We start from the raw sequence: 13,678 nt of genomic DNA, 5'->3' as shown, positions 1-13,678 counted from the left end.
CCTCCTACTGGTAATAGAACAAAATGATATCTTTTACCTGCCAGATGCTTTCGGCAAGAATGTAAAACAGTACAACGTTCCGGCTGCGCTTCTTGTATTTGGTCGCTTCCTCATCAGCTCCAGCCAGACGTACCATGCAATACACCAAGCGACAGGCACAACCGAGCCGGATTAAAGCGATAACGGCTTGGGCTAGTTCCTCCAAGGTAGTCATTCAGTCACCCGGCCTTCGTCATTTTGCGGGCCATCCCCACGAGTTTGACGGAGTGATAGACATTGTTTACAACCCCGCCACCACCACCCGATGTAATCAAGAAATCGGAAAGGAAACGTGGTGTCTTGATCGCGAGCATCATACAGGCTAAGCCCCAGAAGACATGGGATTGCAGCATCAGCCCCACGCCTAATTTGGCTAAGGCGATTTGAATGACTACCGTCAACATGGATTGCACAAATTTCTGAATATACGCCCGGAACACGCCGCGGTCATTATCCAGTAATCCAGCGCAGGCGAGAGGAATGCCAACACGAAGGATGAACATTTCGAGTCCGCGCATAAGAAACTGGAAATACAGAATGAAGAAACAAACCACAAAGACCAAACCGAATAGTGCTGTCACTAGCCCAAGCGAGCTGACACTGTTAACCCAAGCCTGCCAGTTGTAGTCGGTCGATTGTCCGATAACGACCAGTAACTGATTGGTTAGCTCTTCGACCATTTGGCCGATCCATGTATATATGGTGGGGAAACAAATGGCGACAGCCATTGCCCTGAAAAAATTGGTCAGTAGAAACAGCGGTTCTTCATCCGGATCGCCATCGGTCCACAGGACATAAATCTCAAAGCCCTTTTTCAGAAACTTGAGAATCATCAATGCAACTCCAAAACCAAACAAAATATCGTACAAGCTTTCCAGCAGATTCGTTCCGGTTGTGAGTGTCATGTATTTCTCTGCATACAAGGAGATCGGGAGGATATCTTTTAACAAGGTGTCCATATAGATGAGCGCCCCGTTAAGCAGAGCAACGACGAGCAGTAGTAAGATCTTCTCCATCTGTTCCTCCTTTCTAAGAGAAGCGGCGTGATTGCCGCTTCCTCTGAAGGCTGCTTAACCTTTGTAGTTGAACATTTCCTTGATCCGCTGAGTAAGCGTGGGTAGGATGGTTCCTTCAAACAGCAGATACAGACCGCCTAATACGAGTGCTCCGATCACAACGGCCATCAGGATCTTTACAGCCGTATCAACGAAACCTTCCCCGTTTCTATTGCTAAGCACTCTCTTTGCATTGCTCCCCATGTGAGCCAATTTCTTCGCTATAGCCTTCATCCATTTTTTCATTTTTCCTAACCTCCAGAATTCAATGTGAGCATAAAAAAGAGCCTGCTATGGTCAGCAAGCTCTTTTTACTTGTAGTAGCCAATAATGATATTAAGGGTGGCTGCGCCGAGTACCGCACCAATGCAGGATACAACGGCAACAATGATACGGTTGTTCCACTTTTTGGTGTCCATCTCATCCGCGGCAGAGCGCCGGATACTAAAATAAACAATGAGCAAACCGGAAACAACGGGAGCCAGAATCATCAGCCAAGTTGTAACATCACCGATTAATTTCTCAGTCCCGGTCACCAGCTTGCTACCCTTAATGTCGCCGGAAGCATAAGCATTTGCGGACTCAAACCAATTGTAATAAAGCGTAAAAAGTATGGCTGTTGCTGTTCGCAAAACCGAAGAGAAGCGGCCGGACCTTAATCGTCTTCTGAACCCGGAGGGAAGAATCCGCTTTGAGCAGCTGCTTGTTGACGTTGTTCGGCCATCTGCCGGGTAATGTCTTTCTGATAGTAAATCCAAATGTTCCAAAGTTTCACCTCCTCAGCAGTATTCGTTCGTATGCTTCGCCGCATTTCACGTTCTTCTCTTACTTTGCGATTGTGCTCCTTGTCCCCAAGGCCCATCATCGCGTTAAACGCCCAGGAGGATAGATCGGGAGAATACATCATTGCGGGATGAGAACGAGATAGTACAATCTGATAAGGGCGCGAGATGCGGTGCACCTCGTCTACGGTTAGCAGCTTGCGCTCAAGCAGATTCAAGCTGTGTGAAGTGCTAGGCGTCGAATATTTGCCATGTGATGCAGAAAGCTGGTAACTGGACGTTGTATATGTCCCGAGCTTCTCGCTGACTTCCCGCAGCGTCTCTAAATCGTCAGCCTGCAGATATATCCAAGTCTGACAATTGGATTTAATCGTATTGGCTACATGGTCGTCGTATTTTTCTTTCAATTGTTCAAAGCTTTGTAGAAACAGGTTAAAGCGCATTCCACGCCCTCCGCCGACCGTCAACTTATTTGTGAAATCGGCAATGGGCGTAAAGTTACCGAACTCATCAAGGATAAAATTGACCCGTTGTTTTAAGCGTCCCCCGCGTTTGTCTGCTTCGGTAGTTAATAGTTCGTACAGCTGGGATACTATAAGCGAAGCCACAGGATAAAAGGTTGTCTTCTCATCGGGGAGAATAATAAAAAGCGCCTGTTTCTTTTTACCGATGTCGGCTAAAGAAAAGTCGCTTTTGTGTGTGATGGCATAAATGGACTTGGAAGTGAAGAGGCGCAAAGTGGTCAATGCAGAGGTATAGAAACTACCTTTGGTACGGGAGGGAGCAATGTCGGAGATGCTGAGGAGGGCCCGAGCAGGATGGTTCTGAGGCAACCGCTTAATGTACTCCTGCATCGGTGTTTTGTTGCCGATTTGCTTATTCATCTCCGCTAGAAACCAGTAGACATTAGTCATATTCTGAAACTCTGGACGCTTGACGTTATCCCACACGACACTAAGGATCGAGGCGGCGATGACCGACATTTCTCCGTTGGTCCAGATTTTTTCACCCTGAGCTTTGCCTACCAGCACGTTCGTCATGTCCCAAGCGAGCATTTCCGCTTGCTCTTGGTCTCCAGCCAGCGTTGCGTCGATGATAGGTTGAAGCAGATTGTAATGGTGACTCTTTTCAGGATGGCGGAAATCGAGAGCAAATACTTCGTAACCCAGCTTCTCTAGCAGTACGCTACTATAATGAAACAGCTCTGCCTTCGGATCGGAGATAACCAATGACTCTCCGGCTAAAGCTAAGAGTCCGATGGATTGAAGGACCACTGTTCGAGATTTTCCGCTTCGCGTCGCTCCGATACAGATAGAATGAACATCATCCCCTATAAAGAAAAGACGCTCCTGACTTCGCGCTTGTTGTAATCCGAGTACAATACCACCGGATTGGATCGAAGGTGGTGCTGCAGTTGGACGAGGATTGTTAACCGCGGTGTTCACTTTCGGAATAGATTTCGGATGAAGCATTCTCATGGTGAAGCTCCTCCTTCAGATCAGTTCGTCGAAAATTCAGGTCATCGTAACCGGATTGAATCAATTGACGAATAAAGGGATGATGCAGATCGAGCAATTCGTAGTCAAAAGCATGAGCCCATTCCTCTTCTTGGAGCCATCGTGCGGAACCATGCTGATTTTGTCCCACCACGACAGGTGTTTCAATCCCGGGCGCGATTTGCTTAAGTTTACTTTGATATGGCCGGTTATTAGAGGCGAAAAAGAGAGCGGACAGGAGTAATGTAAATCCTTGAAGACAAAGAAAAAGCAGAAAGTGAACTCTGCTGGAAATAAGACTAGCTAGGCTTGTATTTAGGGAGGGGACAGTGAGGTTTGAAATTGAACCGGATAAGACGCCATGCAGCGCTGTGGAGAAGAAGATATTGAAGATGAAACCGATGGTTATAAAAAGCGTGCAAAGCAGCAGCTTTTGTTTCGTTTTCACCACTCAGGCTCCTCTGTGGGTTCAAAAAAATTATCAGGTCGTTCTCTCAGGGAGATAGAATCTTGATGGGATTGTGGGAAATCATCATATTGTTCTACAGCAGGGAAGCGGGCTTCCTGATCCAACTGTATTTGTAGAAAGAGTGATCTTGGTGCCGGCTGATCATAAATACGGCCCCATTCTTCAACTTGAAGATTATGCATCGTTACATAGACAGGATGGTCTTCGCATAAGGTGTGCACCAGGCTATCTTCGTTGATGATTTGTTCCAGCATAGCGGGATGAGAGGCGGATAATTCATAGACTGGAATGGAGCAAGCATCGAGTGGATAAAAGAGATAATTGTCTTGACCAGCGGCTACTTCCTGTGCCATCTCCGAGAGACAATGCTTCGCGATTGTTTGATGTACCGCGAGTGTCCACTCTCCATCATGATTCACCAAGGACATACCATTGTAGATCTCTTGGCTCTCGGTAATGTCTCCCCAAGGTGTAGTTGCTGGTGGGGTCATTCCACCAAAATACTCTGGAGCAAAAAACTCTCCATCCTGGGCTAGTTTTTCTGGCGAGCCGCACCATTCTTTGAATTCCGGATCCGTAATTGCATCTTTCTTGAGCAGTTCATAAGCAGGAATGATACTTTTGGCGTCGTCGAAATAGATATGATCACCTTGTGACTCTCCAGTTTGCAGCGCTTCTTCACTGAGTACTTCTTTGGCATAATCAGCATCCACAACAATGCCGCTATTGCGTTCGGCCATCATGCCGTACACATGCAGGCCAATTTCCGCGCAGGTTAAAATATTACCCCATATCGAGCTTTCGGGCTGAGGCATGGACTCACTTCCTTTACTAAAGATGAGTTATTACCGTCCTTCTTCGGTAATTTCGAGCGTCTCCGAGTTACCGTCAAAATCATGACTAAATTCTTGCTCGTAATTCAGCTGGATTTCCCGATCTTTAAGCTCGGGCAGTAGTTCCTCTAACCGGTCGATCAGGATCTGGACCTGTTCAAATTGGTCCATAGTCTTGTCGTTGGGACTGATGAGGAATTTGACCATCTCATCATGAATGAGAATAAGCTCATTTTCGCTGAATAGTTTCTTACCATCTACCAAGCCGCTTCGGACGGCAAAATTCTCCATCGCTTCATTTCTGTCATAAAAATATTGGCGTTGTACCGGTATTCCATTCTCTGGAGCAAGACGGTAGGTCGAAAATACATATTCGAATAGAGGATGATGTTTGCAAGCAAGAATGACATCCCCGTATTCACTAAGCTTGTAGACACCGTTTGTAATCTTATCATCCTTATCGGTGTATGGTTTTTCGGTACAAACGCCCAGCTGCAAGGCTGTTTTCCGTGCTAAGTCCGAAATGCTGCTCATAAGCCGATCCGGGACAGTTACAAAAGGATTGCGTTCAATGCTGTCCATCCGCGTATAAAAGGCAATGATCTGATCCTTCTGATACAAATCTGCTAAATAGTCCGCAGATGTGGAACGCCGAACCTCAATCCCTTGTTGCGATAGGGCAGCAAAGAAGCTTTTATAAAATTCACTTTTGCTTTTCGTTCGAATCACTCCTTCCAAAAAGGCTACTGTTCGAGATCTAGTTCAGCTTGAAGTGGCGAATAAAGAAGATTTGGAGAATGGGGAGTCAGTGACTCAATTTTCTGTAGAAGGAGGTCGATGGATTGCTTTTCGTTATATCCTAGTGTGGGATCATTGATGCTGCGATAAAGAAGGGCGGTGTAAAGTGAACTGATCTGATCGCTATCAAACAGTTTACCTTTGTCGAGTAATCCACTCCGCATTAGAAAATCGTCTTTTGCCTTCTCGTATTCATTGCGATAAAAATAATGGCCCATGGCAAATCCAGTTCGCTCGCGATTCATCTCCCACGTAACAAAGCGAAACTCACCTTCCCCATCATAGCGGCCGGCTAACACATGATGGTTATATTCCAGCATACTTCGGTAACTGTCCAAACTGGAGATTCCAAGCTGGGCAGCATTACGATAGCTGCGCTCTATCTCCCAGACCTTTCCGACAATGCTTGGAAACTGGTGAGCGAATGCAGCTTCGGCATTAGCTGGATAATGAATTTCACCATTAGCATGAATAAATGCGATAGGGTCATTCTTTTGAAGAACGGAGAGAACGGAGGACGATTCACGCTGGATATTCAAACCCAAACGGGAGAGTTCTGCTTCCAGCACCTCATTCATTCGATTATTGATCTCCACTGGTCGTTTGCTCCTTGAGCTGAGATGGACTCTCCTGAGAAGGAGTTACTTGAGGTTGTTGATTCGGTTTGTCTTCTGAAGATGGTCGATGTTTCCGTGGAGTTTGACGCATCAGTTTTTCGAACGATTGCAGCTTTCCATTGGTAAAAAACATTTGATCATTCCCTTCGATGTGGTTGGAGACTCACACTACCTATCGAATCCTTTATCCTTATTTCGTAGGAGCCATTCTTTCTTAGCCTGCTTCGATAAGTCACCTCCCATTAGTTTGCTTTTGTCGTCATAATCCATTTGGGCATTCATCGCTAATCCTTCCATCAGGTTAAGCAGCTCTAGCACTAATTGTTCTGTCATTGCATACTGCCAATTAGCTTGTTTGGTATTAAAGCTGGCATCCTTCTCTAGCTGGATGATGGTGCGAACCGTGGAGAGGATGCGGTTGGCAATACGTTTTTCGGCCTCAGCCTGATACTTCGCACGCTGCTTGTTCAAATGATCTGGATTAGAATCATAAAGCAGTGCCATGTTCATTTTGGCTTCAACGTAATCTTCTACCATCTGAGCCAGATAGCGATTCTCTTGCAACAAGTCTTGTACAAACTTATCCAGCAGCGTTTTCGATTCAGTAGGCAACAGTTTGTACGCAAGTCGTCCGGATTTCGGCATTTGTTGACGCAATTGAAAAAGCTGTTCAGCCAACTTCTTGATAGAAGCAGGTTCCATCAAATAATGTTTAGGAAATCGGAGTAGAGAGTCTTCGTCATCCGTATCAAACCGCTGCTGGAATGCCCGGAATGCTTTTGGGTTCAACTGCTTCAGATAGTTTTCAAATTCTGATATCAATTGATCAGTAACCTCGGATACTCCGGATTTGGCCTGATCCCGCATAGCAATAAACTGTTTGATTTTATAAGCGAACGTGTCTTTAATCAGTTGTTTGCGAATGCGATTGGGTACTTCGGGGGAAGTGAAGTTCTTCATAATTTCTTGTTTCTTGTCCCAGAACACCACATGAAGATGGGGATGATCTATTTCGTTGTGAAATGCGGCAGCCCAGCAAAGGTTCTCTGTTTTAATCTGGTTTTGGGATGCAAGTGTGGCAATGTGCTGTTCGATATACCGCTGCCATGCCGTGAAGTTTGATAGTCCCAGCTCCATTGCAGTTTCTTTGCGGAAGGAAATAATCCCGCGGTACATATTTTTGCCTTGTTGTGAAATATCTCGGGCAGTTCGCGCCACTTCTTGCCAGGAATCAAATACCTGCATCTCGCCGGGCTTTAGTTTTCCGAATAGACCATGGTTCTTCACATCATGTCGAACCGCACCAGGGCGGGTGGCGATATAACCAATATGACAGTAATTGCTGACTGCGGTTTTGGGCTTATTGGGGTGGAAGAAACGCTGCTTATAGATCAGAGCCGACATCGATATCGCCTCCGCGCAGTCGCTCAGCATCCTGCTCAAAACCATCACCGGAGAGGAATAGCTTCTCCACATCAGTGAGCTTCATCTTCATGTATTCCACTGCAAGCTGCCGAGCCTTCTTCTCAATCTCCCGGAAAGTTGTATAACGATTCACATCGATTAAATCCGCAATGATAGCAATGGTGGAGTAATAAGAGGCGGCGGACATGATGAGGTCTTTGCTAGCCAGTCCGGCTAACCGGTTACTCAAACTGTTGATGGCAATGGTGATCTCCTGGCGGATAATAGTAGTGATGAAATCAATCTCTTCGGTATAGGCATCTACAGACATCCCCTTTTGAATAAAGGCACGTACGATATCTGCCATACTGAGATGCTTGGTAGCTGCATGCTTTTTCAATGCTTCATATTGTTTCTTTGGGAGCTTGACGGTGATCTGTATGGTTTTCTCAGCTTGTGCCATGGCATCTCCTTCCCTTTGGGGTACTCTTAAGCGACATTCGTTTGCCGGGTGAAAATCACTAAAAATGTCGGTGGAAGCTCTGCTTCCACGCTGTTTACTCGCAAAATGACATTTTGCTATTCCTGCCTTTACACCACCACCATCGGGCGGTGCCCTCTGGTGGTGGGACGGCAGTTCTCTTATCCAATGAGCAAAAAGTCTACAATTCATATTCACAATCCTCCTCATGAATAGATGATTTCGCTTCGGTTGTGGGCTGACGCATAGTAACCAGATCTACATTGAAATCCTTATTATGTGGCGTCTGGATACTGGTCTGATATCCTAATTCATCATACTTATGGGCAAATTTAAAGGCAGCCTCTTGTCCCCAATTGGGAGCCGGGCTGCCATCTCGATAAGTGGCGTTATAGTCGTTATCAAAGCAGAAGATGATTTCTTGAATAGTGTGTTGGGATAGGAAGCGCTCTAAGGCATTATCTGATAAACAGCCGAGAGAGATTCGATGATCTGCTCGCCAATCCAGCGCGTTCAGTTTGTATAGAGTGGCATGACTTATGGCGTCAATGGGGCTTTCAAATACGTAGACTCGTGTACTGTTGTCGTTACCTGAGATGTGAAAGGGGGAGCTTTTATCCGAGTGTATTCGATCCTGCTTAAAAGAACGATTAGGGTTGCAACCTCTCATCGAACAGTACTTAGGAATTCCGTCTTGATTGTACCCGACGAAGACACAGTTCCCGGTTTTGTTTTGCTGGTATAGCTTTTTTTCGTGCATGAGATGGGACATGATTTCAGGGTCAATCCCTCGAACGTGTACGAGATACCAAGCGACTCGTCTATAGTTGGAAGCCTTGTCTGGGAGGATGAGTCGGCCGGCTGTTGGAGGAGGAGGGGACACAGGAGCGAAAAGTGGAATTTCACTCTCTAGTAGAAAAGCCACAGCTTCTTTGAAATTCATATTCCAGAATTGCATTACAAAGTCAATTGGGCCGCCGTGGGTATCGGTGGAGAAGTGATAGTACTTATTGCTGTTTTTGAAAAAGTAAAGACCGCCGCTTTGCTTCGCATGAAGTGCGCGGCGGCCGCCGTTTTGGAGGATGTAGCCATGGAATTTGGCTAAATCAATTAGGTTTATGTTATTAGCTTGAGTTAATTGGACTTTTGAATAAGAAGGCATTTGATAATCACTTCCTATTAAATTGAAAAGCGTATACTAATGATTAGTGGGTCAACTTCATTAAAATATAATCTAATTTTCGAAAAAAATATTACTTAAATAAATAGAATTAATTTTATAATTAAGGTGATATAGGAAAAATGAAATAATTAATATTAATTTAATACTGGTGAGGTGTACTAGTAAATGGATGAAGAATTAATGGGTCTGCTGCAAGAGCTTTTTGGTAGTGATCTCTTAGAAGAGCTAGAGATAGTAAAACTTGATGAAACTGAATTAATTATTAAAGATAATGCAATTGAGCAAACTATAGTTTTTAATTGGAAGGGCATTTTTTCTATGCCCTATGATGTTTGGTTATCAGAAAACAAGGATCATCCGCATCTAAATTATAGGATAGAATCTCTGGTGGGGAGTTATGCTTACGATAAATTCAATCATAACATGCTGAATTATATGGATCGAGGTTTCTATAAAAGCGGATATGCAGAGTTTTTTATTCATTATAATATGTTCGATCTCGAATATGATCTTTGGAAATTCAATATAGGCGCTGTATCTGTACAAATAGGTGAACCAAGCAGTCTTTTTAAAATGCTTAACTATTCTATTTCAACCGATGATTTATTTGCGGATTGGAGTGCATATTATACTATCTCTTTGTTTAATGTAACTAAAGAAAATTTTCAAGATGTTCTCCATCAAGCGCTTTTTTATATTCAAAAATGTAAACCCTCATATTATATAAATGATATACCTGAAATTTATAAATACATGTATGAAGGGGATGGAGGAGTAGATTTAGAAGTAGCGGATTTAGTAAATACCGATTTCAAACTTGCTAAATATAGCGAACCAATCAGCTTTTTTACTGCTGGAGATCGAAATAGGGATCAGATATCATTTTTGTATTATTACAAAGTACTTGAGTTTTTCTTTATTATCAATAGAAAACAGGAGTTAGAACAATTGATAACTAAATATTCCGGGAATCTGGATAAACTGATATTAGAGGTAACTAGAGTTTATAAAACAAGAGAAATTGATTTACTTGGTTATCTATTAAATAATTTGAGTTTTGAATTGGTGGAGATTTTAGAAACAGTCTACAAAGATGAATTGATTAAAGAGAAAACAATAAAAGCGTTATCTGATGAAATATATAAGATTAGAAATAGTATAGTACATGGAAAAAGCGATAGTGGCTTTGAATTATTACTTCCAAAATTGTTTGAGGATGAAGAAAATGATATTTGGAGAACGGCTATAAGAAAGATTGCGAGTATATGCATAGATAAATATTGTTTTAAATAAACTGTGTTACCTTCTCTATAAAATTATTTAAGGTAATTGTCGCCATCAATGTGCTTCGGATGAAGTGCGCGGTGGCGGCCAACTCGAGGATGAAGCCGTAATTCGTCGAATATGATAAGAATTGGATTGTTAGTTAAAGAGATTTGATAAGAAGTCACTATATTACTCTCTAGAAGTGGTAATGAAACTTATTGAAAAGATGAGTATATATATAAATTTATTTCTATAATCACCAATTTTCGACAAATTTCGTCTAGTTCATTTGATATAATACTTAAGTTGCAGTTAATGAATAAAGATAAATATATATTATACTGTTACATTATGAATAACATCCTTGATATAATGATACAGAACAGATGTTCTCATTTTTTGCGTCTGGCTTTAAATGGGGTTGTATTATTAAAAGGAGGATAAGCAATGTTTACTGCTCTTTTTAGAACATTCGATAATTTATCCGTGGAACTGCTGAATAATTTATTACATAATTCTTCAACAAGAGTGTCAAGTGAACGGATAACTGAATTATCAATCACTGAACAAAATATAACTTTGAATTATTATCGTACTATTCGATCTGTGGAATTATTCTACGACTTTATATCAGAAGTAGAGGTACCAGAAATTATGAATAAAGCTCACAGAGCAAGCTGTATAATTTCCAGAAATCGAAATCGTGCTTTAATTTATGGAAGCAGAGCCGCTTGTAGTAACTTTGAAAGATACTTAAAAAATAAGGCACATATTAATTTTTCTTCTTATTCAATAGAATTAAAAGGAATTTTAAGCAAGCTATCAGAAAAAGAATATCAATTAAGAAAACTAGAATACATCAACGTTGAATTTTTAGGAACAGTATTAAATTCATTATCATTAGATTTTAAATCTAACATCGATGCTCAGCGTACATTAAAAAAAATTCCGACCTATCCTTCAAAAGCGAGTATTGAAGTTTTTTATAGTAAAAGTAAATGTACACTCAACATTGACTTAGCCAATAGTGCCTTTAAAGTAGAGTATGATTCTCTAGAGCTCACCAATATAGAAGAAATCAAGGAATTAATTGTAGATTATTTTGAGGAGGAGTAATTTTGTCTGAAGAGCAACAGTATCAAGGAGATAGATGGACAACACAAACAAAGAATATATTACATAATTTGGGGTGGACTCAAAAAGGCGATGCTAATTTTGATATTGCATGTGTGAATAAGACTTCCCATAAAACAAGAGATAGAGACCGTATTAATCCACATGGTATCGACACAGTGTTTTCATTTTATGATCCATACGGAAAAAAAGATTTGGGGATTATAGTTGAATCAAAGCACAGAAATTGGAGTGGAATTAATAAGTCTGAGATTGAAAGCTTTGTAAATCAATTACAGATGGCTATTGAATGTGCAGAAACAAATGAGACATTTAAAAGTATCGGTTGTCCACCAGTTAAAACAGGTCTTCTAATGTTATGGTGTAATGAACCCAATAAATTTGATGACAATAAGTATAGAGAATATCTTAAGCAACTAAGATTTACAACAAAAAGAAATCCAATTACATTGTATATTGCTTCCAATTCTGAAATACTTAAATGGTGTTCGTTAATTCAAAAAGTAAATGAAATTAAAGCTGATCCAGCATTAACGGAGTTTAAATATTTTTATCCAAGTGATGTATATAGTGGTGGAAAAAGCTCACCATCAAGAAGAGATCATATCAATATTGTTCATTTATTTTCAAGTTATATCTTTGCTAAAAGTAAAGGGAGAAAAGACTATGGACCTGTAACTCTTACGGAAGAAACAAGCCATGTCTTCTTCTTTTCTGAGCCCACGTTAGATGAGTTGAATTTCATGTATTCATGCATACAACCATTTCAATTAGAAGATGCGCAACAACTAAAAATCCATTTGTATAATAACGATTCAAAATATAGAGTTCAGATTGAAGAATTTAAAAGATTAAAAAGAGATAGTTTGAAGTTAGAAGGTGCACAAGTAAAATTAGATATCGAATATATGCTAAGACTTTCCGATGTACCAGAACAATATTCTAAATAGTAATGAGAAGGTGAAATGATGCAATTAAAAAAATACCCTAATAGGTTTCATGTAAGGAAAGTAATTGAACAGTTTATGAGCAGTAAGGATTCAATAAGCATTTTCCAAGAGCAAGGAATCCTTATACAGGCTGTCAAAAAAAAAGATGTTGCAAAGATTGCAGCGGATCATTATTTTTGTAGAGATAGTTTTTTGAAACTTAAAGAGAGAATAGAAGCGGAACATAATTATAAAAAAACTAGCAGGCTAGAGATACCTAAGGGGCAGATTGAAGATTTAAAGAGTGCTTTATTAGAAATAAACGGGACTTCCTTAGGAGATGATGAGAATACAATAGTATCTGTTGTGGAAACTCCTAATGGTGAATGGAAATTCGTAATTGATTACATTGAATTTAAACCTGGTATGATAGATTTATTAGATCAAACAGCTAGAAGAGTTGAAGTTAAAGTTAATTATCAAAATGATACGTGCAGTTTGGACTTTGATACAATTGTAAGTCATGATCATAAAAAAGTAACTCAAGTTTTAAATTATCTAGAGCGAGCAAATGATGATATTAAGCTAAACTTCTCTGAAATAAGCTTAAAAGCATTGTCTTGTGAGAAGCGGATACAATTATTCAACGAATTTTTCAAATATAACCATCATCCTTGGACATTTGTAGAAATAAAAAAGCTGAAAGTAAAACGAGATGAAAATGGAGAAAAACCGGAAGAAAGCACCGTAGGAGAAGATCAACTTCAGGGTATAAACTCAGCAGTGCTAGATGGTGAGAATCTTATTGAGAATAGATTTGTGAAAGGAACCTTGGATAACGGGTTTTATTTTTCTATGGCTCAGATGAGATTTGATAATACAGAGAATGCAGACTTTATTGACGTTGCTATAGAATTTATGAGTAGGCCAGAAAAATGCGAGACAAAAATGGTTTCTTCTGGTTACTATTTCGAGGATATGGGAAAAACTTTGGAAGAAACAAATGTCGTGGGAACAAAAATTCAGGATGCTATATTATTTGATTTCAAAAATGTACTTTTTCAAATCTATCGACAACTTTTTAGTGAGAGAAGGGTTTCTTTTGCCGCTGATGATGTGGGTGTTAAATTTATTGAAGAAACTGCAGTGACAGAGGAAACATAGGGACAGTCTATAGACTTCGGTAAAGTCT

The 13,678-nt window shown here is 40.9% G+C and carries 17 protein-coding genes; 4 read left to right on the top strand and 13 right to left on the bottom strand.

Features of this window, described 5'->3' with window-relative positions; translation table 11 throughout:
- Positions 1 to 4: 4 nt before the first annotated feature.
- The 13 genes from Q0V21_RS05000 to Q0V21_RS04940 form a co-directional block, all read right to left on the bottom strand.
- Positions 5 to 214, bottom strand: a complete 210-nt coding sequence (locus tag Q0V21_RS05000) for a mercury transporter (protein WP_301877830.1) — start codon at positions 212 to 214, stop codon at positions 5 to 7.
- A 4-nt stretch (positions 215 to 218) separates the two neighbouring features.
- Positions 219 to 1,055, bottom strand: a complete 837-nt coding sequence (locus Q0V21_RS04995; protein WP_301877829.1) for a conjugal transfer protein TrbL family protein — start codon at positions 1,053 to 1,055, stop codon at positions 219 to 221.
- A 54-nt stretch (positions 1,056 to 1,109) separates the two neighbouring features.
- Positions 1,110 to 1,340, bottom strand: coding sequence for a DUF6133 family protein (locus tag Q0V21_RS04990; RefSeq protein ID WP_301877828.1), 231 nt, complete (start codon positions 1,338 to 1,340; stop codon positions 1,110 to 1,112).
- A gap of 65 nt (positions 1,341 to 1,405) precedes the next feature.
- Positions 1,406 to 1,630, bottom strand: a complete 225-nt coding sequence (locus tag Q0V21_RS04985) for an Mbov_0395 family pilin-like conjugal transfer protein (RefSeq protein ID WP_197074276.1) — start codon at positions 1,628 to 1,630, stop codon at positions 1,406 to 1,408.
- 119 nt (positions 1,631 to 1,749) lie between these two features.
- Complete coding sequence (locus tag Q0V21_RS04980; protein ID WP_301877826.1) at positions 1,750 to 3,354, bottom strand: VirD4-like conjugal transfer protein, CD1115 family; 1,605 nt, start codon at positions 3,352 to 3,354, stop codon at positions 1,750 to 1,752.
- A complete protein-coding gene (locus Q0V21_RS04975) occupies positions 3,305 to 3,820 on the bottom strand; it encodes a hypothetical protein (protein WP_301877824.1) in 516 nt (171 codons plus the stop codon). The genes Q0V21_RS04980 and Q0V21_RS04975 overlap by 50 nt, the downstream gene beginning before the upstream one ends.
- Positions 3,817 to 4,656: a hypothetical protein gene (locus Q0V21_RS04970; RefSeq protein ID WP_301877823.1), complete on the bottom strand. Its 840-nt coding sequence runs from the start codon at positions 4,654 to 4,656 to the stop codon at positions 3,817 to 3,819. The genes Q0V21_RS04975 and Q0V21_RS04970 overlap by 4 nt, the downstream gene beginning before the upstream one ends.
- Positions 4,657 to 4,686: 30 nt before the next feature.
- A complete protein-coding gene (locus tag Q0V21_RS04965) occupies positions 4,687 to 5,403 on the bottom strand; it encodes a hypothetical protein (protein ID WP_301877822.1) in 717 nt (238 codons plus the stop codon).
- Positions 5,404 to 5,417: 14 nt separating this feature from the next.
- Positions 5,418 to 6,068 carry a hypothetical protein gene (locus tag Q0V21_RS04960; protein ID WP_301877821.1) on the bottom strand — a complete coding sequence of 217 codons (651 nt, stop codon included), beginning with the start codon at positions 6,066 to 6,068 and terminating at the stop codon, positions 5,418 to 5,420.
- A complete protein-coding gene (locus Q0V21_RS04955; protein WP_301877820.1) occupies positions 6,055 to 6,222 on the bottom strand; it encodes a hypothetical protein in 168 nt (55 codons plus the stop codon). Before Q0V21_RS04955 ends, Q0V21_RS04960 begins: the two co-directional genes overlap by 14 nt.
- A 35-nt stretch (positions 6,223 to 6,257) precedes the next feature.
- On the bottom strand, positions 6,258 to 7,493 hold the full coding sequence (gene mobP3 / locus Q0V21_RS04950) for a MobP3 family relaxase (protein WP_301877817.1): 1,236 nt from the start codon (positions 7,491 to 7,493) through the stop codon (positions 6,258 to 6,260).
- Entirely contained in the window at positions 7,474 to 8,166 is a 693-nt protein-coding gene (locus Q0V21_RS04945; protein WP_301877816.1) for a hypothetical protein, read from the bottom strand. The genes mobP3 and Q0V21_RS04945 overlap by 20 nt, the downstream gene beginning before the upstream one ends.
- Entirely contained in the window at positions 8,156 to 9,136 is a 981-nt protein-coding gene (locus Q0V21_RS04940; RefSeq protein ID WP_301877815.1) for a DUF3991 and TOPRIM domain-containing protein, read from the bottom strand. The genes Q0V21_RS04945 and Q0V21_RS04940 overlap by 11 nt, the downstream gene beginning before the upstream one ends.
- A gap of 186 nt (positions 9,137 to 9,322) precedes the next feature.
- Between Q0V21_RS04940 and Q0V21_RS04935 the strand changes: the two genes are divergently transcribed.
- From Q0V21_RS04935 to Q0V21_RS04920, 4 genes are all read left to right on the top strand, one after another.
- Complete coding sequence (locus Q0V21_RS04935; RefSeq protein ID WP_301877812.1) at positions 9,323 to 10,450, top strand: hypothetical protein; 1,128 nt, start codon at positions 9,323 to 9,325, stop codon at positions 10,448 to 10,450.
- A gap of 420 nt (positions 10,451 to 10,870) precedes the next feature.
- Positions 10,871 to 11,539, top strand: a complete 669-nt coding sequence (locus Q0V21_RS04930) for a hypothetical protein (RefSeq protein WP_301877811.1) — start codon at positions 10,871 to 10,873, stop codon at positions 11,537 to 11,539.
- Positions 11,540 to 11,541: 2 nt separating this feature from the next.
- A complete protein-coding gene (locus tag Q0V21_RS04925) occupies positions 11,542 to 12,507 on the top strand; it encodes a PD-(D/E)XK nuclease domain-containing protein (RefSeq protein WP_301877809.1) in 966 nt (321 codons plus the stop codon).
- Between the two features lie 15 nt (positions 12,508 to 12,522).
- Positions 12,523 to 13,650 carry a hypothetical protein gene (locus tag Q0V21_RS04920; protein ID WP_301877807.1) on the top strand — a complete coding sequence of 376 codons (1,128 nt, stop codon included), beginning with the start codon at positions 12,523 to 12,525 and terminating at the stop codon, positions 13,648 to 13,650.
- Positions 13,651 to 13,678: the final 28 nt, after the last annotated feature.

This window comes from Paenibacillus sp. 11B (genome assembly GCF_030487755.1).
GTDB lineage: Bacteria > Bacillota > Bacilli > Paenibacillales > Paenibacillaceae > Paenibacillus > Paenibacillus vandeheii.
Note: the sequence above shows the minus strand (reverse complement) of the source record. Positions and strands in the feature narration are given on the sequence as shown.